This is a genomic window from Granulicatella sp. 20925_1_45 (genome assembly GCF_041433555.1).
Taxonomy (GTDB): Bacteria; Bacillota; Bacilli; order Lactobacillales; family Aerococcaceae; genus Granulicatella.
This window is the reverse complement of record NZ_JAPWBR010000023.1, coordinates 1-23,859: the sequence shown is the minus strand read 5'-3', so window position 1 is coordinate 23,859 and position 23,859 is coordinate 1. Positions and strand designations below refer to the sequence as shown.

At 38.4% G+C, this 23,859-nt stretch carries 30 protein-coding genes and 1 pseudogene; 30 read left to right on the top strand and 1 reads right to left on the bottom strand.

Annotated elements, in window-relative coordinates; all coding sequences use genetic code 11:
- Positions 1 to 8: 8 nt before the first annotated feature.
- The 30 genes and pseudogenes from O3798_RS07590 to O3798_RS07445 all read left to right on the top strand — a co-directional run bounded on the left by O3798_RS07590 (position 9) and on the right by O3798_RS07445 (position 23,205).
- Positions 9 to 527 (top strand): YqeG family HAD IIIA-type phosphatase, encoded by a 519-nt coding sequence (locus O3798_RS07590; RefSeq protein WP_371446330.1) that lies wholly within the window; start codon positions 9 to 11, stop codon positions 525 to 527.
- Between the two features lie 2 nt (positions 528 to 529).
- A complete protein-coding gene (gene yqeH, locus O3798_RS07585; RefSeq protein WP_371446331.1) occupies positions 530 to 1,639 on the top strand; it encodes a ribosome biogenesis GTPase YqeH in 1,110 nt (369 codons plus the stop codon).
- Between the two features lie 15 nt (positions 1,640 to 1,654).
- The gene (gene yhbY, locus O3798_RS07580) at positions 1,655 to 1,981 is read left to right on the top strand and encodes a ribosome assembly RNA-binding protein YhbY (protein ID WP_005605998.1); all 327 of its coding nucleotides are present in this window, start codon (positions 1,655 to 1,657) and stop codon (positions 1,979 to 1,981) included.
- Between the two features lie 3 nt (positions 1,982 to 1,984).
- A complete protein-coding gene (locus O3798_RS07575) occupies positions 1,985 to 2,623 on the top strand; it encodes a nicotinate-nucleotide adenylyltransferase (protein ID WP_371446332.1) in 639 nt (212 codons plus the stop codon).
- Positions 2,620 to 3,225, top strand: a complete 606-nt coding sequence (gene yqeK, locus O3798_RS07570; RefSeq protein WP_371446333.1) for a bis(5'-nucleosyl)-tetraphosphatase (symmetrical) YqeK — start codon at positions 2,620 to 2,622, stop codon at positions 3,223 to 3,225. The genes O3798_RS07575 and yqeK overlap by 4 nt, the downstream gene beginning before the upstream one ends.
- Before the next feature lies 1 nt (position 3,226).
- Positions 3,227 to 3,583, top strand: coding sequence for a ribosome silencing factor (gene rsfS, locus O3798_RS07565; protein WP_371446334.1), 357 nt, complete (start codon positions 3,227 to 3,229; stop codon positions 3,581 to 3,583).
- Positions 3,583 to 4,323: a class I SAM-dependent methyltransferase gene (locus O3798_RS07560; protein WP_371446335.1), complete on the top strand. Its 741-nt coding sequence runs from the start codon at positions 3,583 to 3,585 to the stop codon at positions 4,321 to 4,323. Before rsfS ends, O3798_RS07560 begins: the two co-directional genes overlap by 1 nt.
- Positions 4,324 to 4,332: 9 nt before the next feature.
- A complete protein-coding gene (locus tag O3798_RS07555; RefSeq protein WP_371446336.1) occupies positions 4,333 to 5,517 on the top strand; it encodes a nucleotidyltransferase in 1,185 nt (394 codons plus the stop codon).
- 91 nt (positions 5,518 to 5,608) lie between these two features.
- Positions 5,609 to 6,163, top strand: a complete 555-nt coding sequence (locus O3798_RS07550) for a DUF177 domain-containing protein (protein ID WP_065422348.1) — start codon at positions 5,609 to 5,611, stop codon at positions 6,161 to 6,163.
- A 41-nt stretch (positions 6,164 to 6,204) separates the two neighbouring features.
- Positions 6,205 to 6,384 (top strand): 50S ribosomal protein L32, encoded by a 180-nt coding sequence (rpmF, locus tag O3798_RS07545; RefSeq protein WP_005605990.1) that lies wholly within the window; start codon positions 6,205 to 6,207, stop codon positions 6,382 to 6,384.
- A 163-nt stretch (positions 6,385 to 6,547) separates the two neighbouring features.
- A complete protein-coding gene (locus tag O3798_RS07540; protein WP_371446337.1) occupies positions 6,548 to 6,901 on the top strand; it encodes a hypothetical protein in 354 nt (117 codons plus the stop codon).
- Positions 6,902 to 6,958: 57 nt separating this feature from the next.
- Positions 6,959 to 7,090: a hypothetical protein gene (locus O3798_RS07535; protein WP_371464149.1), complete on the top strand. Its 132-nt coding sequence runs from the start codon at positions 6,959 to 6,961 to the stop codon at positions 7,088 to 7,090.
- Positions 7,084 to 7,515, top strand: a complete 432-nt coding sequence (gene mraZ / locus O3798_RS07530; RefSeq protein ID WP_048783305.1) for a division/cell wall cluster transcriptional repressor MraZ — start codon at positions 7,084 to 7,086, stop codon at positions 7,513 to 7,515. Before O3798_RS07535 ends, mraZ begins: the two co-directional genes overlap by 7 nt.
- Before the next feature lie 14 nt (positions 7,516 to 7,529).
- Complete coding sequence (gene rsmH / locus O3798_RS07525) at positions 7,530 to 8,471, top strand: 16S rRNA (cytosine(1402)-N(4))-methyltransferase RsmH (RefSeq protein WP_371446338.1); 942 nt, start codon at positions 7,530 to 7,532, stop codon at positions 8,469 to 8,471.
- Positions 8,472 to 8,500: 29 nt separating this feature from the next.
- Positions 8,501 to 8,872: a cell division protein gene (locus O3798_RS07520; RefSeq protein ID WP_048712035.1), complete on the top strand. Its 372-nt coding sequence runs from the start codon at positions 8,501 to 8,503 to the stop codon at positions 8,870 to 8,872.
- The gene (locus O3798_RS07515; protein ID WP_371446339.1) at positions 8,869 to 10,656 is read left to right on the top strand and encodes a peptidoglycan D,D-transpeptidase FtsI family protein; all 1,788 of its coding nucleotides are present in this window, start codon (positions 8,869 to 8,871) and stop codon (positions 10,654 to 10,656) included. The genes O3798_RS07520 and O3798_RS07515 overlap by 4 nt, the downstream gene beginning before the upstream one ends.
- A gap of 16 nt (positions 10,657 to 10,672) precedes the next feature.
- A complete protein-coding gene (locus O3798_RS07510) occupies positions 10,673 to 12,172 on the top strand; it encodes a UDP-N-acetylmuramoyl-L-alanyl-D-glutamate--2,6-diaminopimelate ligase (RefSeq protein ID WP_371446340.1) in 1,500 nt (499 codons plus the stop codon).
- A gap of 15 nt (positions 12,173 to 12,187) precedes the next feature.
- Positions 12,188 to 13,144 carry a phospho-N-acetylmuramoyl-pentapeptide-transferase gene (mraY, locus tag O3798_RS07505; RefSeq protein WP_371446341.1) on the top strand — a complete coding sequence of 319 codons (957 nt, stop codon included), beginning with the start codon at positions 12,188 to 12,190 and terminating at the stop codon, positions 13,142 to 13,144.
- Positions 13,145 to 13,235: 91 nt separating this feature from the next.
- Positions 13,236 to 14,594, top strand: a complete 1,359-nt coding sequence (gene murD, locus O3798_RS07500) for a UDP-N-acetylmuramoyl-L-alanine--D-glutamate ligase (protein WP_371446342.1) — start codon at positions 13,236 to 13,238, stop codon at positions 14,592 to 14,594.
- A gap of 17 nt (positions 14,595 to 14,611) precedes the next feature.
- Entirely contained in the window at positions 14,612 to 15,715 is a 1,104-nt protein-coding gene (murG, locus tag O3798_RS07495; protein WP_371464148.1) for an undecaprenyldiphospho-muramoylpentapeptide beta-N-acetylglucosaminyltransferase, read from the top strand.
- 17 nt (positions 15,716 to 15,732) lie between these two features.
- Positions 15,733 to 16,590 (top strand): cell division protein FtsQ/DivIB, encoded by an 858-nt coding sequence (locus tag O3798_RS07490; protein WP_048710663.1) that lies wholly within the window; start codon positions 15,733 to 15,735, stop codon positions 16,588 to 16,590.
- A 129-nt stretch (positions 16,591 to 16,719) separates the two neighbouring features.
- Positions 16,720 to 18,048: a cell division protein FtsA gene (gene ftsA / locus O3798_RS07485; protein ID WP_371464147.1), complete on the top strand. Its 1,329-nt coding sequence runs from the start codon at positions 16,720 to 16,722 to the stop codon at positions 18,046 to 18,048.
- 24 nt (positions 18,049 to 18,072) lie between these two features.
- On the top strand, positions 18,073 to 19,362 hold the full coding sequence (gene ftsZ / locus O3798_RS07480) for a cell division protein FtsZ (protein ID WP_285251826.1): 1,290 nt from the start codon (positions 18,073 to 18,075) through the stop codon (positions 19,360 to 19,362).
- The gene (locus O3798_RS07475) at positions 19,362 to 20,045 is read left to right on the top strand and encodes a YggS family pyridoxal phosphate-dependent enzyme (RefSeq protein ID WP_371464146.1); all 684 of its coding nucleotides are present in this window, start codon (positions 19,362 to 19,364) and stop codon (positions 20,043 to 20,045) included. The genes ftsZ and O3798_RS07475 overlap by 1 nt, the downstream gene beginning before the upstream one ends.
- Before the next feature lie 8 nt (positions 20,046 to 20,053).
- A complete protein-coding gene (locus O3798_RS07470; RefSeq protein ID WP_371464145.1) occupies positions 20,054 to 20,491 on the top strand; it encodes a cell division protein SepF in 438 nt (145 codons plus the stop codon).
- Positions 20,492 to 20,505: 14 nt separating this feature from the next.
- Complete coding sequence (locus tag O3798_RS07465; protein WP_371464144.1) at positions 20,506 to 20,772, top strand: hypothetical protein; 267 nt, start codon at positions 20,506 to 20,508, stop codon at positions 20,770 to 20,772.
- 3 nt (positions 20,773 to 20,775) lie between these two features.
- On the top strand, positions 20,776 to 21,567 hold the full coding sequence (locus tag O3798_RS07460; RefSeq protein WP_285251830.1) for an RNA-binding protein: 792 nt from the start codon (positions 20,776 to 20,778) through the stop codon (positions 21,565 to 21,567).
- A gap of 14 nt (positions 21,568 to 21,581) precedes the next feature.
- The gene (locus tag O3798_RS07455; RefSeq protein WP_371464143.1) at positions 21,582 to 22,136 is read left to right on the top strand and encodes a DivIVA domain-containing protein; all 555 of its coding nucleotides are present in this window, start codon (positions 21,582 to 21,584) and stop codon (positions 22,134 to 22,136) included.
- 42 nt (positions 22,137 to 22,178) lie between these two features.
- Entirely contained in the window at positions 22,179 to 22,562 is a 384-nt protein-coding gene (locus O3798_RS07450) for an iron-sulfur cluster biosynthesis family protein (RefSeq protein ID WP_065422372.1), read from the top strand.
- A 74-nt stretch (positions 22,563 to 22,636) separates the two neighbouring features.
- A pseudogene (locus O3798_RS07445) lies at positions 22,637 to 23,205 on the top strand (BCCT family transporter).
- 459 nt (positions 23,206 to 23,664) lie between these two features.
- On the opposite strand, the gene O3798_RS07440 reads toward O3798_RS07445, so the two are convergent.
- Positions 23,665 to 23,859, bottom strand: a 195-nt coding sequence (locus O3798_RS07440; RefSeq protein WP_371464142.1) for an IS3 family transposase, incomplete at its 5' end; no start/stop codon positions are given.

Genomic DNA, 23,859 nt, shown 5'->3' with positions numbered 1-23,859 from the left:
GGAGAACTATGGCACTATTCAAACCAACGTGGTTTAAAAAGACCTTTCAAGAGATTACCGTTCCTTTCTTACAAGAGAATGGAATCGAAGTTGTCTTAACCGATTTAGATAATACGCTAATTGGCTGGGACGAAAAAGAAATCGATGAAAACTTACTTGCCTGGGTACGTTCATTAAAAGAAGCAGGCATTAAGATTGTTCTTGTATCGAATAATAATGAACATCGTATCAAAGATACTGCTGAAAAGTTGGATGTCCCATATGTGTATCCTGGCTTGAAGCCACTGCACAAGGGGTTCAAAGCGGCAAAACAATTACTGGATTTTGATAAAGCGAAGACGGTAATGGTGGGCGACCAACTATTGACAGATATTCTAGGAGCGAATACATTTGGAGTTAGAACCATTATCGTAAAACCTAGAAAAGAGAGCGATGCTTGGAAAACAAAAATCAATCGTTTCTTTGAAAAAGGAATTTTTGTAGTGACACAAGGTGTGTCTTATCATAAGAAATGGGAGGAGGATTAATCATGGAACAGTATGTATGTATTGGATGTGGAGCAACAATCCAAACGGAAGATCCAAAGGGAACGGGGTACACACCGCAAAGTGCATTAAATAAAATGCTGGAAAGTGAAGGCCCTCTCTATTGCCAACGTTGTTTTAGACTCCGCAATTATAATGAGTTACAACCGGCATCTCTAACAGACGATGACTTTTTAAAGATGTTAAGTAGTATCGCGGATGAAGATGCGCTAGTTGTGTTTGTAGTTGACTTATTCGATTTATATGGAAGTATGATTTCTGGTTTGAAACGTTTTGTGGGAGATAACCCGATTTTATTCGTAGCTAACAAGGTGGATTTATATCCAAAATCGGTGAACCGTAATCGTCTGAAAGCGTGGATTGAACGTCATGCAAAAGAGTACGGTATTAAACCAGTCGACACCCTTCTTGTGAGTGGCCATAAACGTATTCAAATTGATGAGTTGTTAGAGAAGATTAACGAGTACCGTAAAGGGAAAGATGCATATGTCGTTGGGGTAACAAACGTAGGAAAATCAACGCTAATTAATAAGTTGATTCAAAGTATTGGTGAAACAGGCGAAGTGATTACGACGTCTCAATATCCAGGAACAACTCTTGGGCAAATTGATATTCCATTCGATGAACATTCATCATTAGTGGACACACCAGGAATTATTCACCGTCATCAAATTACTCACTACTTAGCGGAAAAAGAAATGAAGAAAGTCTTACCGCAAAAAGAGTTACAACCGAAGACTTTCCAATTAAATAGCGAGCAAACGATTTTTATCGGTGGTTTGATTCGTGTTGATTACGAACAAGGAGAACGGAATTCATTTACCTTCTATACACCGCAAACAATCGACTTGCATCGCACGAAGTTGGAAAAGGCGACAGAGTTTTACGAAAAACATGCAGGAACACTTCTAACTCCACCAACAGGAGACAATATGAAGTTGTATCCAAAACTAGTGAAGAAGACATTTACGATTAAAGAGAAAACGGACTTAGTGATTGCAGGTCTTGGCTGGGTAACGATTCAAAAACCAGGTACCGTATCTGTATGGAGTCCAAAAGAAGTCGACGTGATTCAACGTCAATCGATTATTTAAGAAAGGAGAGCTTTCATGGAATTAAAAGGGAAAGAAAGACAGTTCTTCAAAAAAGAAGCACACTCGTTGAAGCCAATCTTCCAAATCGGGAAAGGCGGACTTAGCGAAGAGATGATTCATCAAATTCAAAACGCTGTTGAGAAACGCGAATTGATTAAAGTGACTTTATTACAAAACACATTAGAGGAACCACAAGAAGCTGCAGAAACGATTGCAGAAGCGACTGGAAGTACCATCATTCAAGTGATTGGGCATACGATTGTGTTATATAAAGAAGCACGAAATCCAAAACATAGAGATCTTTCAGTACGATTTGCAGAATTCAAAAAAAGAGGTCGATAGACGATGGTTGCTGAACTCAATATTTTTTCTGAGACATTAAACAAAACTGAAAAATTCGGTGACGAGCTACCGGTAGAACGTGTCGGGCTTATCGGTGGTAGTTTCAACCCACCACATATTGCGCATTTAATTATGGCTGAACAAGCGCGTGTGCAATTAGGATTAGACAAGGTGTATTTTTTACCAAGTCATATTCCGCCGCATGTGGATGAGAAAAAGACCATTGATGCGAGTACTCGTGTGGAGATGACACGTCTTGCGATTCAAGATAATATTTATTTTGATATCGAGACGATTGAACTCGAGCGTAATGAGAAGAGTTATACGTATGATACGATTCAGCTCTTAAAGAGACAAAATCCGAATACGGAATATTACTTTATCATCGGTGGAGACATGGTGGATTACTTACCAACATGGCACCGTGTTGATGAATTAGTCCATGAGGTTCAATTTGTCGGCGTTGAACGTCCAGGATATGAAAAAGAAACACCATATCCAGTGTTATGGATTACCGCACCGAAGATGGATATTAGTTCGACTCAAATTCGAAAAAATGTTATGTTCCAACAAAGCATTAAATATTTGGTGCCGGAATTAGTAGAAGCTTATATTGCGGAAAAGGGGTTGTATTTAGAATGAGCGAAGTACAAAGCTTTAAACCTTATACAACGATGACAAGAGAAGAGTTATTGTCGCATGTTCAATCAAATATGAGTGACAAGAGATATCAACACTGCCTACGTGTCGAACGAAAAATATTAGAATTAGCAAAGCTTTACGGCATCGATGAAAAAGCTGCTTCCTTTGTGGGATTGGCGCATGATTATGCCAAAGAAATCCCAGTGGAAGAGCAGCAAGCACTCGCCAAAGAAATCGGACTTCCTGAAATGTATCATCATGAAGGTTCTGAAATTCTACATGGACCTATTGGAGCTTATTTGATTTCAAATCTATGCGGAGTAAAAGACGAAGCGTTGTTAGATGCCATTCGTGAGCATACGATTGGAGGACTTCAAATGAGTCTTCTTTCGAAGTGTCTCTTTGTGGCAGATGCAATCGAAGATGGAAGAGATTATCCAGGTGTGGATACTGCTCGTGAGATTGCAGCGAAAAATATCGATGATGCGGTCTTTTATTTATTGAAGCATACATTGGAATTCTTATTGGAAAAAGAAGTCTCTATTTTTCCAAAAACAATTGAAGTTTATAATCATTATTTGAAACAAAGAAAAGGAGAATAGAATGGAACATACAAGTAAAAAATTATTACAAGTTGTTTTAGATGCTTGCGAAGACAAGTTAGCACAAGAAGTGGTTGCACTAGATGTAGCAAGCCTTACACCAGTTGCAGAGTACTTTGTGATTACACACGGTAAAAACGAAAAGCAAGTACAAGCGATTGTCGATGCTGTTGAAGAAGCGGTTGAAAAAGAAGGCTTCGAAGTGCGCAGTATCGAAGGTAAAGATGGTGGCAAATGGATTTTGATGGACTTAAACGATGTGATTGTCCATGTATTCTATTATGCAGATCGCGAATTCTATAATTTAGAAAAATTATGGAGCGATGCACCAATCGTGAATATTGTGAGTAAAAACTAATGAACTATCAAAAATTTGCTCATGTATATGACCAAGTGATGGATCAACAACTCTACGAAGAATGGACGGACTATGCAGTTCGTTCTTTTTCGCATAGTGCCAAAAGACCGGTTCGTAAAGTAATGGAACTAGCCTGTGGGACAGGTGAAGTATCCTTGCGTCTTGACGATAAAGGATACGAAGTGATTGGCGTTGATTTGTCCAAGAATATGTTAGAAATCGCCGAAAAGAAAGCTCAAGGTAGACCTATCGAATGGCTTCAAGCGGATATGCGCGTGTTGGAAGATGTGCCAACGACCGACGCAGTAACGCTCTTTTCAGATTCACTCTGTTATTTAACAGACTTTGAAGATGTTGTTTCAGTTTTTGAAGCAGTGTACGACCATTTAGAAGAGGGTGGAATTTTTCTTTTTGATGTGCATTCTCTCTATCAAATGCAAGAAGTCTTTCCAGGATACCAATATCATTTCGTGGAAGACGATTTTGCATTCCTATGGCAAAGCTATGAATTAGACGAGCCAGGCAGTGTAGAGCATGTGATTGATATGTATATTAAACAAGAAGACGGCAACCTGTATGAGCATTTCCAAGAAGTACATGAAGAACAAACTTTTCCAATTGAAATGTACAAAGCAGCATTGGAAATGGTTGGTTTTACAAATATCAAAGTGAAGGCTGAATTCGGGCAAAGCGAAGTACAAGAAACGAGTCCGCGTTGGTTCTTCCAAGCGGTGAAATGAGGCTTGTGTATGAAGGTATGTGGAGTAATCGCAGAATTTAATCCATTTCATCAAGGCCATGCTTATCTTTTAGAACAAGCCCGCAAAAAAACGAGGGCTGATGTCATTGTAGTGGTGATGAGCGGAAACTGGGTGCAACGAGGCGAACCTGCCATCGAGCAGAAATGGAGCCGTGCAAAAGTCGCGCTTCAAAACGGAGCCGACGTTGTGATTGAGATGCCAACTGCGGTGAGCTGTCAAGCAACAGATCTTTTTGCAAGGGGTGCTGTAGAAATCTTGCAAAAGGTGGGATGCGATTCTTTAGCATTCGGCTCTGAAGGTGGGGATGAGGCTTTTTTCGGAGCAGCTGTATCTCAGCGACAAGCGATCGAAAAAGAAATTAGCCGATTTGTAGAAGAGAACCGGTCACTAACTTTTGCAAGCCAATTAACGCAGCTTGCTGTGAAAGAGTTTGGAGAAGACAGTGCCCTGGTAGAAGCCTTGCAATCTCCAAATCAACAATTGGGATTAGCGTACGCCGTTGAAAATGCAAAGGGTGAACATCCAATGCAGATTGTTCCGATTACCCGAGTAGGAAGTGGACATTTGGATGATGCGTTAGACAAAACCGCTTTTGCCAGTGGAACAGCCTTACGAAAAGCGCTGAAAGAGAATCGCGAAGAAAAAGTTTTACGAGAACAACTTTCCTATGTACAATTCGATGAAGAAGAGTACAAAAACGATTGGAGCTACTATTGGCCACTCTTGAAGAGTATCGTTTTAAGAAGTACTGACGAAGAGTTATGCGCTATTTATCAAATGGAAGAAGGTATCGAAAATCGCTTGAAGGAAGCTGTTCGAACTTCTTCAACGATTGAGGAGTGTCTCAAACATCTCAAAAACAAACGATGGAGTTGGGCAAGGTTGCAACGGCTTCTCGTTTATGTTTTACTTGGTGTAACCAAAGCGGAAATGGAAGACTATTGGAGCAGTCCAATTGAGCAAGGGACAGTTCTTGGTTTTACAGTAAAGGGCCAAGAATGGTTGAAGAATATGAGAGAAGTAGAGTCATTCCATTTAATTACCAATTACGCAGCGCATAAAGATGAACGCCAAGAAAGTTGGGATTTATTGTATGATTTTTGGAATCCATCCAAGCAAATTTCTGCAACGGTCTTTAAGCCTGTTCAAGTGAACAAAGAGGAAGGATTTTAATCTCTGTTTTTTCAAGCTTGTAAAGTAAAAAGCTTTGACAAACTTTCAATAAACTAGTATAATTCAGTATGTTGCTTTAGGGGTGAAAATTGTGAAAATATCAGTTAAACAACTTCAGGATTCTCAAGGGATTCCAAATTACTTTGATACAGAAATTAATGTGGAAGAGGCATTAAAACGACGAGATGATTCGATTCTTGCTGTTTCGCCAGCACACATCAAAGGATTTCTTGTTTATCAAAACGAATCAGTTGTAGCGCAATTTACTTGCGATGTTGATATCACACTTCCTTCATCCAGGTCTTTAGAGCCAGTGGTAGTTCCACTCCACATTGATATTGTGGAAAGATATGTCCCATCCCATTACTCAGTTGATGAGAAAGAGCTAACAGAAATTGTGATGCCTCTTGATGGTGATTGGGTTGACTTAGAACCCGCTGTGGAAGATCATATTTTACTTTCAATTCCTTTACAAGTCTTATCGCAAGAGGAATTGAGTGAAGATAAAATGCCTTCTGGAAACGATTGGGAGGTTGTAACGCAAGAAGCTCTTGAAGAGCGACGCAAACAACAAAAAGAACAATCGGTTGATCCAAGGCTAGCGTCTTTACAGTCTTTCTTCGAAAAGGATGAGACTGAGAAGTAAAAAGCATTATGTAAAGAAGATTGATTAGGAGGTGTACAAAAATGGCAGTACCAAAACGTAAAACATCAAAAGCGAGAAAAGCAAAACGTCGTACTCACTTCAAATTAGAAGTTCCAGGTTTGAGCGCATGCCCATCATGTGGAGCATTAAGAAAGAGCCATCACGTTTGTCCTGAGTGTGGTTCATACGACGGAAAAGAAGTTGTTTCTAAAGAAGCATAATCATAAACGTTACAAAACCTTAGACAGTTGTCTAAGGTTTTTTCTTTTTTAAGATTAAAAAGTAAAGATGTATCAAAAATGATACGTATCATAAATGATACATTTAAAAATATTATGAGTTTTAAGAAATCTATTGTAAACTAGTAGTGATGGAGGTGAGTCAATGTTATTTTTTGAAATCTCGCTATGGTTAGTATTTATTTTTAGTTTTGTCGGCTTTACGGTCGTTTTTGGGAATCGAATCTTCTATAATGAGACTCGCTTCATAACAATTCGTGAAATTATGACACCAATGCTATTATTAATCTTGCATACAACAAGTGTGAATGTGTTTGGGTATTCTTGGTTTAGTTTTGCCACACTTGGATTTGCTCTTATTGGGTTGGCATTGTTATTTTATAAATTAAAAACAGGGAAGCTCATCCTTAGACCTTTCCTCCACCAATTGTTCTCGATTGCGTTTTTATACTTCGGTGTACTCGTAATTCTTGTTCAGGTGGGAAGATTCTTTAAATAATCGCATTATATCAATGATAGTAAGCTCTTTACGATTGAATCGTAGAGAGCTTTTTTTGTGCTTCAAAAACAAAAAATGGGGGCGAAAAAACTTTTTTTAACTTTTTTTGGTAAAAAAGTGGTGAAAAGTGGTGGGATGTGGTACACTATGGTTACTAAAATTATTGGAATGGAGGAGTCTGCATGTTAATCGGTGAATATCAACATACAATTGATGCAAAAGGACGTATGATCGTGCCTGCTAAGTTTCGTGAAGATTTAGGTTTCACCTTTATCGTGACACGCGGACTTGATGGCTGTTTATACGGTTATCCTCTCGAACAATGGGAGCTCATTCAAAATAAATTAAGAGACTTACCACAGTCGAAAAAAGATGCACGTGCCTTTACACGTTTTATGAACTCTGCTGCGATTGAAGTAGAATTCGACAAACAAGGTCGTGTGAATATCTCGCAAACATTACGTGAGTATGCGGGATTAGAAAAAAATTGCCGTATCATCGGGAACAATGATCGTATTGAGATTTGGAACGAAGATCGTTGGCAAGAATATATTGCTGAAACTGAAGAGAATTTTGAAGAATTGGCCGAACATATGATTGATTTTGGCTTTTAGAAAGGGAAGGGACCATGTTTAAACATATCACTGTATTGCTACATGAAACGGTAGATGCATTATCCATTAAGCCAGACGGAATCTACGTAGACTGTACGCTTGGTGGTGCTGGACATAGTCAATACCTGCTTAGCCAACTAACAACAGGTCATCTCTATTGCTTTGACCAAGATATGCAAGCTATTAATCACGCGAAGGTTCGCCTTGCTAAAGAAGTCGAAGAAGGAAAAGTGACGTTTATTCACGCAAACTTCCGTCAATTGAAGAAAGAACTTGGAAAACTAGGTGTTTCTAAAGTAGACGGAATTCTATACGACTTAGGAGTATCTTCACCACAACTCGATCAGATTGAACGTGGTTTTAGTTACCATCAAAATGCAAAACTCGATATGCGTATGGATCAAAGTGCTCCATTAACGGCAGAAGAGATTGTAAATGAATGGAGATATGACGAATTAGTTCGTATCTTCTATCGATATGGGGAAGAGAAGTTCTCGAAACAAATCGCTCGAAATATTGAGCGTATTCGCGCGCAACACCGTATTGAAACAACAGGTGAATTAGTGGATATCATTCGAGATAGCATTCCAGCTGCTGCAAGACGAAAAGGGGGACATCCTGCTAAAAGAATTTTCCAAGCGATTCGTATCGCGGTAAATGATGAATTAGCAGCGATTGAAGATTCGCTTGAGCAAGCTTTTGAAGTTGTTGGCGTGGGAGGCCGAATCAGTGTGATTTCATTCCATTCTTTGGAAGACCGCATTGTCAAAACAATGTTCAAACAGCAAAGCACAGTAGAAAAGGCACCAAAGAACTTGCCGATTCTACCAACGGAGGAAGAAAAAGCTCCGTTCCAATTGGTGAATAAAAAGCCAATTTTACCAAGCATTGAAGAAATTACAGAAAACTCTCGTTCACAAAGTGCGAAATTGAGAGTCATCGAAAGAGTAAAATAAAAGGATAATTTAGAAAGAAGGGAATTCTAGTGGCATTAGCAGAAAAATATGTAGATACAATGAATGTTGCGGTACCTACGCAAAAGCCTCTAGTTCGTGGAGACCGCGAAGTAACATCAATTCCGCAAGAAAGACAAAAAGCAGATTTACTTCGACTTTTAGCAGTTTCTGGTTTTGTTATTGCAGCTTTAGCGGTTATCACAATTGTAGCGAGCATGATCGTGGCTAACAAAAATAGACAATTACAAGATATCGAATCACAAACAACATTAATTCAACGTGAAAACAATACATTGCTTCAGGCAACACAAGAATTGTCTCAGTACGACCGAGTTAATCGTATCGCTAACGAACAAGGCTTGAAGATGAACGAAGAAAATGTTAGGAATGTTGGACGATGAGAAATACGAAAAACAATAACATTGCGGGAAATAGGCATCAAGCGAGCCGGATTTTAGTAGGACTCGCAGGTGTTTTATTTCTCATTTTTTCTGTACAGTTCTTTCAAATCATGGTTGTAGGGAATATCCATGGTGTGGATTTACGTGCAGAAATCAATGATAAAATCCATCAAAAACGCACGCTTGCTGCAAAACGCGGTACTATTTACGACGCTAGTGGGAGCCCAATTGCGGTAGATGCGACGAATTATTCTTTATATGCCGTCTTAACTTCGGAGTGGAGTAAGGATTCAGATAACCCTGATTATGTAACAGACGTTAATAAGACTGCAGAAGCTCTTTCAAAACACATTTCTTTATCTAAAGAAGAAATTGTAAAATTGTTAAGTCAAAAAGATGTCTCTCAAGTAGAGTTTGGAAGCGCCGGTAAGAATTTGTCGGTTCAAGATAAGGAAGCGATTGAAGCTGAAAAACTTCCTGGAGTTAAGTTCTCAGAAAGTCCAGCTCGTTACTACCCTAATGGAATCTTTGCTTCTCATTTAATCGGGTATACAGATACTGTTGAAGAAACAGTCGATAACAAAACAGTTACTACTCTAGTAGGGAAGACTGGGCTTGAAGGTCTTTATAATGAACAATTAACGGGGACTGCGGGCGAAGTCGAATATTCTGTAGATGGAAATGGATATGTGATTACCGATACAGAAAAAGTTACAAAACAACCTAAAGACGGGATGAACCTTACCTTAACGATTGATAAACGATTGCAAACTTATTTGGAATCACTTGTTAGCCAAGCCGATAAAAACTATCAACCGGTACAAATGACGGCAATGCTTGTTGATCCTAAAACGGGAAACATTATTGCGGCAACACAACGTCCAACATATAACTCAACAACAAAAGAGGGTATTAATGTTCAATGGAACAATTTATTGATGGACCAAGCTTTTGAGCCTGGTTCAACAATGAAAGTGTTGGCACTCGCTGCAGCGATTAATGAAGGGGTCTTTGATCCAAATGAAAAATACAAATCAGGAAGTGTAAAAATTTATACCGATTTAGTTCGAGACTATAATAAAGTAGGTTGGGGAACCATTACATACTTAGAAGGGTTAGCCCATTCAAGTAACGTTGCTTTCGTTCACATCATCCAAAAAATTGGTGTCGAAAAGTGGAAGCAATATTTAGAAGCGTTTGGCTTTGGGAAATCAACGAACTCAGGTTTTGCAAATGAAGTTTCAGGGTCAAACCCATTCAACTCTTACTTACAACAATTATCAACCGGTTTTGGACAAGGGATTACGGTCACACCTTATCAAATGATGCAAGCTTTCACTGCCATTGCCAATGGTGGTCAAATGCAGAAGTTACGTTTGGTTGACCATTTAACAGATCCTGATACTGGAAAAGAAACCCCAAATCCAACAACAGCTTTAGGAAAAGTCATTAGTCCAGAAACTGCGAAGAAAACTCTTCAGTTTTTATATGAAGCAACTCGTATGAAAAACGGAATAGCCTATGATTTTAATATTGATGGAGAAAAAGTCGCAGCTAAAACAGGGACGGCTGAATTCATCAATCCGGAAACAGGTAAATACTACTCAAACGGAAATAACTATATTTTCTCTGTTGTAGGGTTTGCACCATATGATGATCCAAAATATATCCTATATATCACGGTGAAACAACCGCGTGTAGCTGTAACTGGTAACCAAATTATTAAAGAAATTTTCAATCCATTAATGAAGAGAAGTTTAGAATATTCTAGACTCTCAGAGTAAAAGAAGGAGGAAGAACATGTTTGCGAAAGAACTAGCGGACTTGTTAGTCATTAAAGAAGTGGAAGGTTCTCTTGAGGGCATCACTGTAGAAAAATTAGCACAAGATTCGCGCAAAGTTGTGCCCAATACTATGTTTTTCTGTATCGAAGGTGTAACGGTAGATGGGCATCAGTTTGCAGGAAAAGCAAAAGAGCTAGGAGCGAGTGTGTTCGTGGCTTCGAAATCTATCAAAGAACAAGTGGGAGATTCACTTGTGATTTATGTCAAAGACGTGACACGTGTGATGACACTCTTTGCAAATCATTTTTACGGGTATCCATCTGAATCATTAAATATGATTGGAGTTACAGGAACGAATGGGAAAACGACTGTAACGCATATGGTGGACTATTTATTAGAAGAATTAGGGAAACCAACTGCACTGATTGGAACGATGTATCGTAAAATTGGTGAGGAACGTATCGAAACAAGAAATACAACGCCAGAAATCTTAACGGTGCATGAAACATTGCAAAAGGTGAAAGAAATCGGTGGAGACACATGTATTATGGAAGTTTCTTCTCACGCCCTTCAATTAGGTCGTGTGTGGGGAATCGACTATAATGTGGCAGTATTTACAAACTTGACGCATGAACATTTAGATTTGCATAAAACAATGGAAAACTATGCGCATGCGAAAAGCTTATTATTCTCACAATTAGGAAACCATTCTAAAAATGGAAAACCACGTGTTGCAATTCTAAACATTGATGAAGAGCACTATGAACAATTCGCATACTCAACTCCTTGCGAAGTGATTTCATATGGATTTAGTGAAAAAGCGGATATTCGTGCAACGGATGTTCAAACAAACGGAGCGACAACTTCATTTACAGTAACAATTAATGGACAAGAGCTTCCAGTAACAATTCCGATGATTGGACTCTTTAATGTCTATAATGTTTTGGCTGCTTTAGCAGTAGCGGTCGTGAATGGTATTTCGCTTGAACGTGCTGTAAGCAGAATGAAACGATTCCCTGGTGTGGGTGGTCGTATGCAGTTGATTCAACAAGGGCAACCATTCCAAGTGATTATCGACTTTGCACATACACCTGATGGGCTACAAAATGTGCTTGAAACGCTTGAAAAAGTGAAAGTAAATCGAGTGATTACAATCATGGGTCATAGCGGTGGTAACCGTGATTCAAGTATGCGCCCTGAGCTTGGAGAAATTGCGTTTGATAAGTCCGATTATGTGATTTTAACAGCGGATAATCCAAGACATGAACCACTTGAAAAGATTTATGCAGAAATTCTAGCAGGAAGAAAAGATGAACAAACTGCTTATGAATGCATCGATAATCGAGAAAGTGCGGTGAAACGTGCGCTTGAAATCGCGCAAGAAGGGGATATCTTACTATTTGCTGGTAAAGGTGTTGAACCATACCAAGTAATCGGTGATGAGTATTTTCCATATAATGAAGTAGAAACAGTTATTGCAAGTTTAGAAGCATTAGGCTTTCAACATCACGAGTAGAAGAAGGAGAAGATTATGATCGAAGTCATTTTATCAGTCGGCTTAGCGTTCCTTGCGACGGTCATTGCCGAACCACATTTCATTCAATATATGAAGATGAAACAATTAGGTCAAACTACATTAGATGAAGGTCCATCATGGCATAAAGCTAAAAGTGGAACTCCAACAATGGGTGGGCTTGTGTTCCTTTGTATGATCAGTATTTCTAGTTTAATTGTCGGAGCCGTATTTGGACACTTCAATTTCGTCTTATTAAGTGGCGTTATTGGGTTTGCCTTCTTCGGAACAATTGGTTTCTTAGACGACTTTATTAAAGTGTTTAAAAAACAAAACGAAGGGTTAAAGAGTCACGAAAAATTTGGATTACAATTGATTGGATCTGCTATTTTTGTGGGGTTATACCTGCTTAGTGGCAATGCACCATTAATTTATATTCCATTCTTTGGCGAAGTAAACAGTATTATCTTCTTTGCATTATTCACGATTATTTGGATTACTGGATTTTCAAATGCTGTAAACTTAACAGATGGACTAGATGGTTTAGCAGCTTCAACAAATACGATTGCTTACGGGATTTATGGATTTATTGCCTATGAATCAGGTCAACGTTCAATCGCAACGTTCTGTTTCTGCGTAGTCGGCGGTCTTCTTGGATTCTTAGTATATAACTGGAAACCAGCCAAAGTCTTCATGGGAGATGTTGGTTCATTGGCACTTGGAGCAGGTCTTGCGATTATCTCGATTATGCTTCATAAGGAATGGACATTATTGCTTGTAGGGATCATCTTTGTTTTGGAAACACTTAGCGTTATTTTACAAGTCGGTTCATTTAAACTGACAGGGAAACGTATCTTTAAGATGAGTCCAATTCACCATCACTTTGAAATGAGTGGTTGGAAAGAAGTGAAGATTGTTTCTGTATTTAGTGCAATCGGACTTATTGCAGGTTTAATCGTTGCATTTGTCTTTTAAGAGAATTAACATATTTTATTAGGAGAGCTGGTCATTTTTGCCCAGCCTTTCTCCATATACATATTCAAAACAAAAAATAGGAGGAATCATTGTGCGGAATACACATGCATTTGAAAATAAAAAAGTACTAGTCATCGGACTTGCAAAGAGTGGAGTGAGTGTAGCAAAACTATTACACCAGTTACACGCGGATGTGACAGTAAATGATAGAACACCACTTGAGGAAAGTGTAGACGCACAAGGATTAGTATCCGAAGGGATTAAAGTAGTCTCAGGAGGACATCCGCTAGAACTACTCGATGAGCCCGTTGATTTCGTTGTGAAAAACCCAGGGATTCCTTATACAAATCCATTAGTAGCAAAAGCAGTCGAAAAGGGGTTACCAGTTTATACGGAAATCGAAATTGCACAACGTGTCATGGAAGGAACCGTACTTGGAATCACTGGTTCAAATGGGAAAACGACTACTACAACATTAACAAACTTAATGTTGAAGGAATCATTCCCTGAAAGAAGAACTTTCGCATGCGGAAATATTGGGGTTCCTTTATCACTACTTGCAGGGGAATCAAAAGAATCAGATATTTATGTCACTGAATTATCAAGTTTCCAATTAATGGGAATTGAAGCATTTCGTCCGAAAGTAGCGTGTATAGTGAATATCTTTAGCGCACATTTGGACTATCATGGAACGCGTGAAGAGTATGTAAAAGCAAAATTACAAATTACTAAAAATCAAACCGAAGAGGATTTCCTCGTTTATAATGCGGATTTCCCAGAGTTATATGAGTTTATTAAAGATCATACAAAAGCAACATTAGTTCCATTCAGCCGCAAATCTGTGTTAGAACACGGAGCTTATGCTGATGAAACTACGATTTACTTTAATGGAGAAGCAGTTATGCCACTTGAAGCGATTCAAGTACCGGGCGTTCAAAATGTGGAGAACGTGTTGGCGGCGGTTGCCATTAGTAAATTACAAGGTGCAACAAACGAAGGAATCGAAAAAGCGGTTCGTTCATTCCATGGAGTAAAACACCGTACACAATATGTGAAGACTATTGAAGGTCGTAAATTCTACAACGATTCAAAAGCAACAAATATCATTGCAACACAAACAGCGTTACGTAGTTTTACAAATCAATCTGTTGTATTAATTGCTGGCGGACTTGATCGTGGAAATGGTTTTGAAGAATTAGAACCATCTCTTGGAAATGTCCGTGAAATGGTCGTTTACGGGGAAACAAAAGAGAAGTTAAGAGCTACTGCTGAAAAACTATCTATTCCAGTAACCGTAGTAGAAACATTAGAAGAAGCAGTGCCAAAAGCGTATGCAGCTAGTCGTGAAGGAGAAATTGTATTACTTTCACCAGCATGTGCAAGTTGGGATCAATTTGCCAACTTTGAAGTGCGCGGTGATTGTTTCATTGACGCAGTAGAAAAACTGTAATATATAGGAGAAAAAAGATGAGAGTATTAGTTTCAGGAGGAGGAACGGGTGGTCATATTTATCCAGCTCTTTCCTTAATGAATTATTTGAAAGAACAAGACCCTTCAACAGAGTTTCTCTATGTAGGGACTGAACGTGGATTAGAAAGTACTATCGTTCCTAAAGCGGGATATGATTTTAAAACGATCAAGATTCAAGGAATCGTTCGTTCATTGTCGCTAGAAAACTTTAAAACATTATGGTATTTCTGTACAAGCTATTTTAAAGCAAAAGAAATCGTGAAAGAGTTCAAGCCGGATATCGTTATCGGTACTGGGGGATATGTATGCGCGCCTGTATTATATGCTGCAGCAAACATGGGAATTCCAACGATTATTCATGAGCAAAACAGCTTAGCAGGAATTACAAATAAATTTTTAGCACGTAAGGTTTCTAAAATTGCAATTTGCTTTGATGCGGTTCGTAAAGACTTTAAGAAGTATGAAGATAAAGTGGTTATGACAGGAAACCCTCGTGGACAAGAGTTAGCCAATGCCCAAAAAGATGATTCTTACTTAGCATCTATCGGTATTCAAAAAGAAAAACCAATCGTACTGATTTTCGGAGGAAGCCGTGGGTCGCTTCGTATGAACGAATCATTTATCGAAGCACTTGAAGAATTCGAGAAAAAAGATTATCAAGTAGTCATGGTCACTGGACAAGTGCATAATGACAAAATCAACAATCTCATTACAAGTTTGAAAAAACCATTGCAAAATATCACAGTTTTACCATATATTAATAATATGGTGCAAATGTTCCAAAATACAGACCTTGTTGTCTGCAGAAGTGGAGCAACAACATTGATTGAATTAACAGCGCTTGGCTTACCAAGTATTTTAATTCCAAGTCCATACGTAACTGAAAATCACCAAGAAGCCAATGCGATGTCATTAGTAGAACGTGATGCTGCTACGATGATTTTAGAAAAAGACTTAAATGGTGAAAGTTTAGTTAAGGAAATCGATCGTATTATGAATGATGAAGCTAAACGCAAAGAAATGGCTGAAAATTCAAAAGCTTTGGGAATTACAGATGCGTCAAGTCGACTTGAAACAATTATTCATTCTCTAGTGAAATAAGGATTAAGGAGGAGAATATGTTTAATCGAAAGAAACCACAACAAACTCCTCCACGTGAACTAACACCTTGGGAGTTAGCGCAACAAAATTCTCCAAGAGTGGAGCAGCCTGTTCCTGAAGAGCCTGTACAAAAGGTGAAAAAGAAGAAGGAACCTAAATCTAAAAAGACGAAACCAAAGTCACAAGGGATTACGAACGCAACGCTCTTAAAAGGAATTTTTATTGTTTGTGCGGGATGGAGTATTTACTTTATTTCACCACTTTCGAAAGTGTCTGATATTGAAGTAGTCGGATTGAATCAAGTTCCAGTGGAATTGGTCCAAGAAAACGACGGTATTAACAAAGGACAGAGCATCTGGACAATTTTAGCGAATCGTTACCGTACAGCTAACTTGTTAAAAAATGCCAGTCCAAAGATTAAAGATGCTTCCGTTCAATTAGTGGCATGGAATAAAATGCGTTTGAATATTGAAGAAAATCCAGCGGTAGGGTATTACCAAAGCGATGATAAACACTATGAGCTTTTAGCTGATGGTCAAATCATTGAAGTGGAGGCCGATGCAACGCCGAAGGATTATCCATTATTGTATATGTTTACAGACGACACGCAATATCAAGCACTCGCGAAGCAACTGGAGAAGGTTCCAGCAAGTGTGATTCGTGAAATCGTAGAGATTCAATATCCAAACGATACAAAAAATCACCAAAAGATTTATCTAAAGATGAAAGATGGAAATCGTGTCATCGGAAATCTGAAAGATATCGGAGATAAATTAGGGTATTATCCATCAATTACGAAGCAATTGAATGGGAAAAAAGGAACTGTGGATATGGAAGTGGGAATCTATTTCACACCAGATACGACAGTTCAATAAAAAAGTCTTAAAACTCGCTCATATGTTTTTTTAAGTGAACAAAATTATGTTAAAATATAGGGAGTATCACTTATCAATAAACTTTAAAAAATGAAATAGAAATGAATCGTATAGGAGGTTTCAATAAACGTGAAAAATCAGGGAATTTATGTGAGTTTAGATATTGGAACCACTTCAATAAAGGTTGTAGTAGCTGAGTATGTCAGAGGGCAATTAAATATTATTGGAGTCGGCAATGAAAAGTCAGAAGGATTAAGCCGTGGAGTCATCGTAGATATTGACGAAACAGTTGAATCTATTCGTAAAGCAGTTCGACAAGCAGAACAAAAATCAAACATTCAAATTAAGGATGTTATCGTTGGGATTCCAAGTAATCAAATCTCAATCGAACCTTGTCACGGTATGATCGCCGTATCAAGTGAAAATAGAGAAATTACAGATGTGGATGTATACAATGTGATTTCAGCAGCAAAAGTTCGTTCAGTAGCACCTGAGCGTGAAATCATTTCTGTGATTCCAGAAGAATTCATCGTGGATGGATTTGATGGTATTAAAGATCCACGCGGAATGATTGGTGTTCGTCTTGAATTGTTTGCGAGCATGATTACCGGTCCTAAGACGATCGTACATAACATTAAACGTTGTATTGACAAAGCAGGCTTAAATATCGAAGAAATGGTTATCCAACCATTAGCGATTAGCCAAGTAGCATTAACACCAGGTGAAAGAGAATTTGGTACAGTCCTCATCGATATGGGTGGTGGACAAACAAGTGCTTCAGTAATGCACGATAACCAATTGAAATTCTCATTCGTGGACCAAGAGGGTGGAGATTTCGTTTCAAAAGATATCTCAATCATCTTGAATGCAAGCTTTGAAAATGCAGAACGTATTAAACGTGAATACGGATATGCAATTTCATCTGAAACAAGTGCTGATGAATTCTTCCCAGTAGAAACAATTGGTAAGAAGGATCCAGTTAAAGTAGATGAACATTACTTATCAGAAATTATCGAAGCACGTGTGGTTCAAACTTTTGAAACTGTTAAACGTGCATTAGACCAAGTGGAAGCTTTAAAACTTCCAGGAGGAATCGTGTTAACAGGTGGAGCTTCTTCACTAGCAGGAGTTCAAGAGTTAGCACAAGAAATCTTCGGAGTACAAGTGAAAACTTATATTCCAGAGCAAATGGGAATGAGAAATCCTATTTACGCAACAAGTATGGGGTTAATCAAATACGCTGCAAGCTTAGATGATGTTCATCGTATTGCTCAAAAGGGTAAACCGGTAACAGAACCTCGCCCAGTACAAAGCACTCCACAAAGTGCTCCTGTACAAACTCAACCAACGGCTCCTGTTCAACAACCACAAGAGTATGAACAAGAACCAACAGGTGAAGAACAAGGGTTTGGAGCGAAAGTGAAGAACTTCTTCAAAATGTTTATTGACGAAAATTAAGAAGAGAACCAAGGAGGAAATATAATGGATTTCGAATTCGATACAAATTTAGATGGCGCAGTCATTAAAGTCATTGGTGTTGGTGGTGCTGGTAACAACGCTGTTAACCGTATGATTTCAGAAGGAGTACAAGGTGTAGAGTTCATCGTAGCCAACACAGATACTCAAGCATTAAGAAACTCAGAAGCAGAAACTAAAATTCAATTAGGACCAAAACTTACTAAAGGTTTAGGGGCAGGTTCATTACCTGAAATCGGTCTTAAAGCAGCTGAAGAAAGTGAAGAACAAATTCGCGAAGCTTTAGTTGGAGCAGACTTAATCTTCGTTACTGCTGGTATGGGTGGCGGTACTGGTACAGGTGCTGCACCAGTTGTTGCTCGTATTGCAAAAGAATTAGGCGCATTAACAGTGGGTGTTGTTACACGTCCATTTAGCTTCGAAGGACCAAAACGTGGTCGCTACGCTGCAGAAGGTGTTGCACAATTAAAAGCAAACGTAGATACATTAGTAACAATTTCAAATAACCGTTTATTAGAAATCGTTGATAAAAAGACTCCTATGTTAGAAGCTTTCCGTGAAGCAGATAACGTATTACGTCAAGGGGTACAAGGAATCTCTGACTTAATCACTGCACCAGGTTACGTAAACTTGGACTTCGCTGACGTGAAGACTGTGATGAAAGATCAAGGTTCAGCATTAATGGGTATTGGTGTTGCAAGTGGTGAAAACCGTACTGCAGAAGCTACGAAGAAAGCTATTTCTTCACCATTATTAGAAGTATCTATCGATGGAGCAGAACAAATCCTATTAAACATCACTGGTGGCTCTGACTTAACATTATTCGAAGCGCAAGATGCTTCAGATATCGTTGCAGCAGCTTCAACAAGTGAAGTAAACATTATCTTCGGTACTTCTATCAATGAAAACTTGGGTGATGAAGTAATCGTTACTGTTATCGCTACAGGTATCGACGAGGAGCGTAAGCACGAAAAAAAGTCAGCAACTCGCGCTAGTCGTTCACCATTCGCGAATAGCACAGCAACTCGCAAAGATTTAGGAAATAACCCTCAAACATTCCAAGAAAAACAAGTTCCTTCAAAACCACAACCAGTGGAAGAAAAGAAACCTGAGAAAGATTTATTTGGAGACTGGGATATCCGTCGCGAAACAACTGTACGTGAAACTACTTCTTCAACTGAAGCAGATTCACCATTCGCTCAAAGTAACTTCGTAGAAGCTCCAGTTGAGCCAAAACAAACTGAAAATGATGGATTAGATACTCCGCCATTCTTCAGAAAAAGAAACAGAAATTAATGAGTATCATTAAACAGAATGTAAGTCGTATTATGAACTTGGTTGCATCTTCTTGTAACCAAGTTCATAGACTATCTACGGAAGTTTGTCCGATTGTTGTAACGAAAAATCGTACGGCTCACGAAGTTCAGGAAATGTACGATTTAGGATTTCGACATTTTGCGGAGAATCGTGTCGAAAAGCTATTAGAACGACAAGAACAATTTCCGCAAGAGGACATCATCTGGCATTTAATCGGGCCACTCCAAAAACGAAAAGTGAAGCAAGTCATAAATCGTATCGATTTATTTCATGCTATTGACCGTCTTTCGATTATGGATGAGATTGAGAAACGTCTCGAACAGCCATTAGATTGTATGCTAGAAATTAATGTCTCAGGGGAAGTGTCTAAGCATGGATTCACAACCGAAGAGGCACTGGATGCTTATAGAGCAAGCGAGCAATATGAAAAGATTCGTATTGTTGGTTTGATGACGATGGCACCATTTGACGCAAGCGATGAAGAAATACGCTTCTTTTTTTCGCGTTTAGCACAAATTGCTAAAACAATCGAGAAGGAAGAAGGGTTAGAAGCTCCGTTATATCTCAATATGGGGATGAGCGGAGACTTTGAAGTAGCGATTGAATGTGGTGCGACGCATATTCGAATTGGTACAAGCTGGTTTGAAAGGGAGGAAGACTAATGGGATTCATGAATAGTTTAAAAAACTTCTTAAGTCCAGAAGGTGACTATTACGAAGAAGATGATCAAATGGATTACTATGAAGAGCCTGTAGCGCAGTCAGCTCCAGAAACACGTTCAAGAAATACTTCAAATGTAGTTCCGTTCCAAAGTCCGGGAGTAAAGAAAACATCTAAGATTTATGTGATGGAACCAAGCGTGTATTCTGAAGCGGAACGCATTGCAGATGCTCTTTTAAAGGGAGAAGCCGTGCTGATTAACTTTAAACGTATGGAACCAAAAGATGCTAAACGCGTCATTGATTTTGTAGTCGGTGTGGCGTATGCTATTAATGGAGACGTACAAAAGGTGAGAGATGAAATCTTCATCTGTTCTCCTGCAAATTTCCAAGTACAAGGAAATTTTGATGACGAGATGGTTGAAACCTTCCGTCACACTGAATTTTAGAGGAGTGTAACTTAGTGGGTTTAGAAATTATTAGAGTGATAACAACAGTAGCAGGGGTTTATCAATTTATGCTAATCCTTTATGGATTAAATATTTATTGGCATCTATATCTTCCAATGTTCTTGGCGGACTTATTAGATGCTTGTTGCCGTCCGTATGTGTCATTATTTAAAGATGTACGATTTGGAAAATATAGTTTAGCATTAGTAACGTCTATTTTAACGATTTACGTTGCTGTAGGAGTACTATTATTTATTGTCGCAAAAATTTTTGGGGTATAAAAAATGGGAAATGGTGTAGAACAACACTTTAGAAAAGAGGAATTGTCTTTTCTTAAACAAGTGGAAGAATGGGTAGAAGAAGTCCGTTTGCAATACGCGCCGGTATTGACGAATTATCTTGATCCGCGCCAACAGTTTATTGTGGAGGCGATTGTGGGTCAATATGACGATGTTCGTTATTATTTTGATGGTGGGTATATTGATGCTGAACGGAAACGTTGTATGATTTGTCCGGAATATTATGAGCCAACTTCAGAGGATTTCGAAAATGCTCTATTTCATATTCAATATCCGAAGAAATTTGCGACACTTGGGCATGGAAAGATTCTAGGGTCACTGATGAGCCTTGGCTTTGACCGTAGCTTGATTGGCGATATTATTTCAAACGGAGAAGACTGGCAATTATTCTGCGCTCAAAATATGAAGGAATATATCAGACAACAGCTAGAAAAAATTGGAAAAGTGGCTGTCCGACTTGAAGAAGTCGACTATACGAAATTGATTGTACCAGTGGATCATTGGACTGCTGTACAAACAGTCGTTAGTTCGCTTCGACTCGATACGGTGATTGCTTCCGTATTTAATGTCTCAAGACAGCGCTCAAAAGAAATGATTGAAAGTGGTAAAGTAAAGGTCAATTGGACTGAAGAAAATAGACCTGACTTTATGCTGGAAATTTTAGATATTGTATCCATTCGTGGATACGGTCGCCTTCAAATTCAAAAGATTGAAGGGCGTACGAAGAAAGATAAGATTAAAGTAGAACTAGGATTATTAGAAAAGAATAAAAAATAAAGGGGATTTTTTCAATGGCAATTACACCAAACGATATTCATAACAAAGATTTTTCAACAAAATTTAAAGGCTTCGATCCAGAAGAAGTAAACGACTTCTTGGAAGAAGTGAAGAAAGAATTAGAAACGTTAATTCGCGATAATAAAGATTTAGAAAAACGTGTAAAATTCAACGAAGAAAAAGTAGAATACTTTAACTCAATTCAAGAAACATTGAATAAATCAATCCTTGTTGCACAAGAAGCAGCAGATCGTTTACGCGAAAATGCACGTAAAGACGCCGAAATCATCGTGTTTGAAGCTGAAAAAGCAGCGCAAGCAATGTTGAAAGAAGCAGCTGAAAAAGCAACAGAAATTAACCGCGAAACAGATTTAATTAAGAAAGAAACACGTATTTTCCGTCAACGTCTTCAAATTTTAACACAAACACAATTAGAAATGATTAAAAATGAAGAGTGGGATATTGTATTAAATACTCCAACTCACATCGAAGTGACACCACCATCTCTTGATGCCATCATCAAAGAACGTGTTAAAAAATCTGAAAACGAAGAATCAAAAGAGCAATAATCATAAAGGGGGCAATTGTCTCCTTTTTTGATAGGAAGAGGAATGAATATGGACTTTACGGTCAGTGAAGCAGCAAAAACAAAATTGGACGTCCTGTTACAAGAGCGCGGTTTAACGGATGTGTTCTTTGTAATGGATTATGTCGATGGTGATAGTCCATTTTATGAGGGGATGGTAGGATGCCATTGCCAAGTGTACGATAAATATCATTTAGTAGTATTAAACAAAAATCAGAAAGAAAAACTTCCTCCAAAGTACGATCAAGTTTTTGAGACGAATATTGGAGAGATGTTTTTTGCAAGTCACTATGCGATGATGTTTGATCAACATAATGTGATTGATTATAGCGTGGATAAATACGGCTTCTATCTGAAGAGTGAAGCAGGGATATTATCGATGCAACTGAATATTGATTTTATTGGCTAGGGAAGTGAGATTCTTCTCTAGTCTTTTTTTGGCTTGATCCGCTTCGTGAAACAAGTTTCCCACAAAAATGGACCATTTACTATTGGTCTTATTGGATGGTTTGGTGTGTAGCGACGCCGTTCTTCATCGGTAGTATTTCAAAAGGACGTACGGTTAAAAATACTGTTCTTGGTGGATACGCATGGGGGATTGCGGTAACATTTACAGCGTTTATCATCCTTGAAACTATGGCTTAGCGCAACAGTTAAAACATGGGGTGGATATTACAGGTATTCTAAGTAATAACGCGGATTACGCTGGAGCAATCTTGAAGATTTTTGAGACAATGCCGTTATCAAACATTGGATTATTATTACTGGCTGTAACGATGATTGCGTTCTATGCGACAACATCCGATGCCTTAACGTTAGTGGTATCTGCTTATTCATACAAAGAATTAGAACACACGCATGGCAGTGATAAACGTGTCCGCATGTTCTGGTCACTTGTATTTATCTTGTTCCCAATTGCATTGATTTTCTCAGAAAACTCAATGTATAACTTACAATCCGTTGCGATTATCGCGGCACTTCCAATTGGGATTATTATCGTCATGATTATTGCTAGCTTCTTTAAGGACGCGAAGGACTATTTGAAATCGTAATTGGACAATGACTATGAATCTATTACGGATTTAGAAATAGTAGCGGTAATGAGATACCGGTGCAAGCCTTGGTCTTGCACCTTTAAAGCCTCAAAGAGGGAGTAAGGAATGAATTCCTAACTATAATAGATTATAAATGTAGACACAGTAGTTGATTGACTTAAGTTTCATCACTTGTGATTCACTTAAGTCTAATCAACCTTGTGGGGGAAAGACTACGAAGAGACAAAAGATTCACACTGTGAATCTTTTGTCTCTTCTGTCTTTCTCCCTCTTATTCGTTTTAATATGCTTCCCATTACTGCTACTATTAAATCCGTAAGCTTCATAGTCATTTACCCTCAGTTTAAAATAATCCAAACTGAAATATATATATATATAGATAAATAACCTATTGTTTAAAGTCAGTGTGGCGGGACTGACCCCAAAAAGTGAGAATTTAATAAAAACACCCTAGGGCTACCGTCTCCGGTATTCAACCGGAGACAGGTAGTCCAATTTTTGTTGGATTCTATTTTCATTATAATATTTGATGTAATTTTCTACAATTTGAATTACAATAGAAGATGAAGTTATTACTTCATCTTTTATGTAGAAAGCTTCGCACTTTAGCGAAGAATGGAAGCTTTCGATTGGCGCATTATCTGCGGGAGT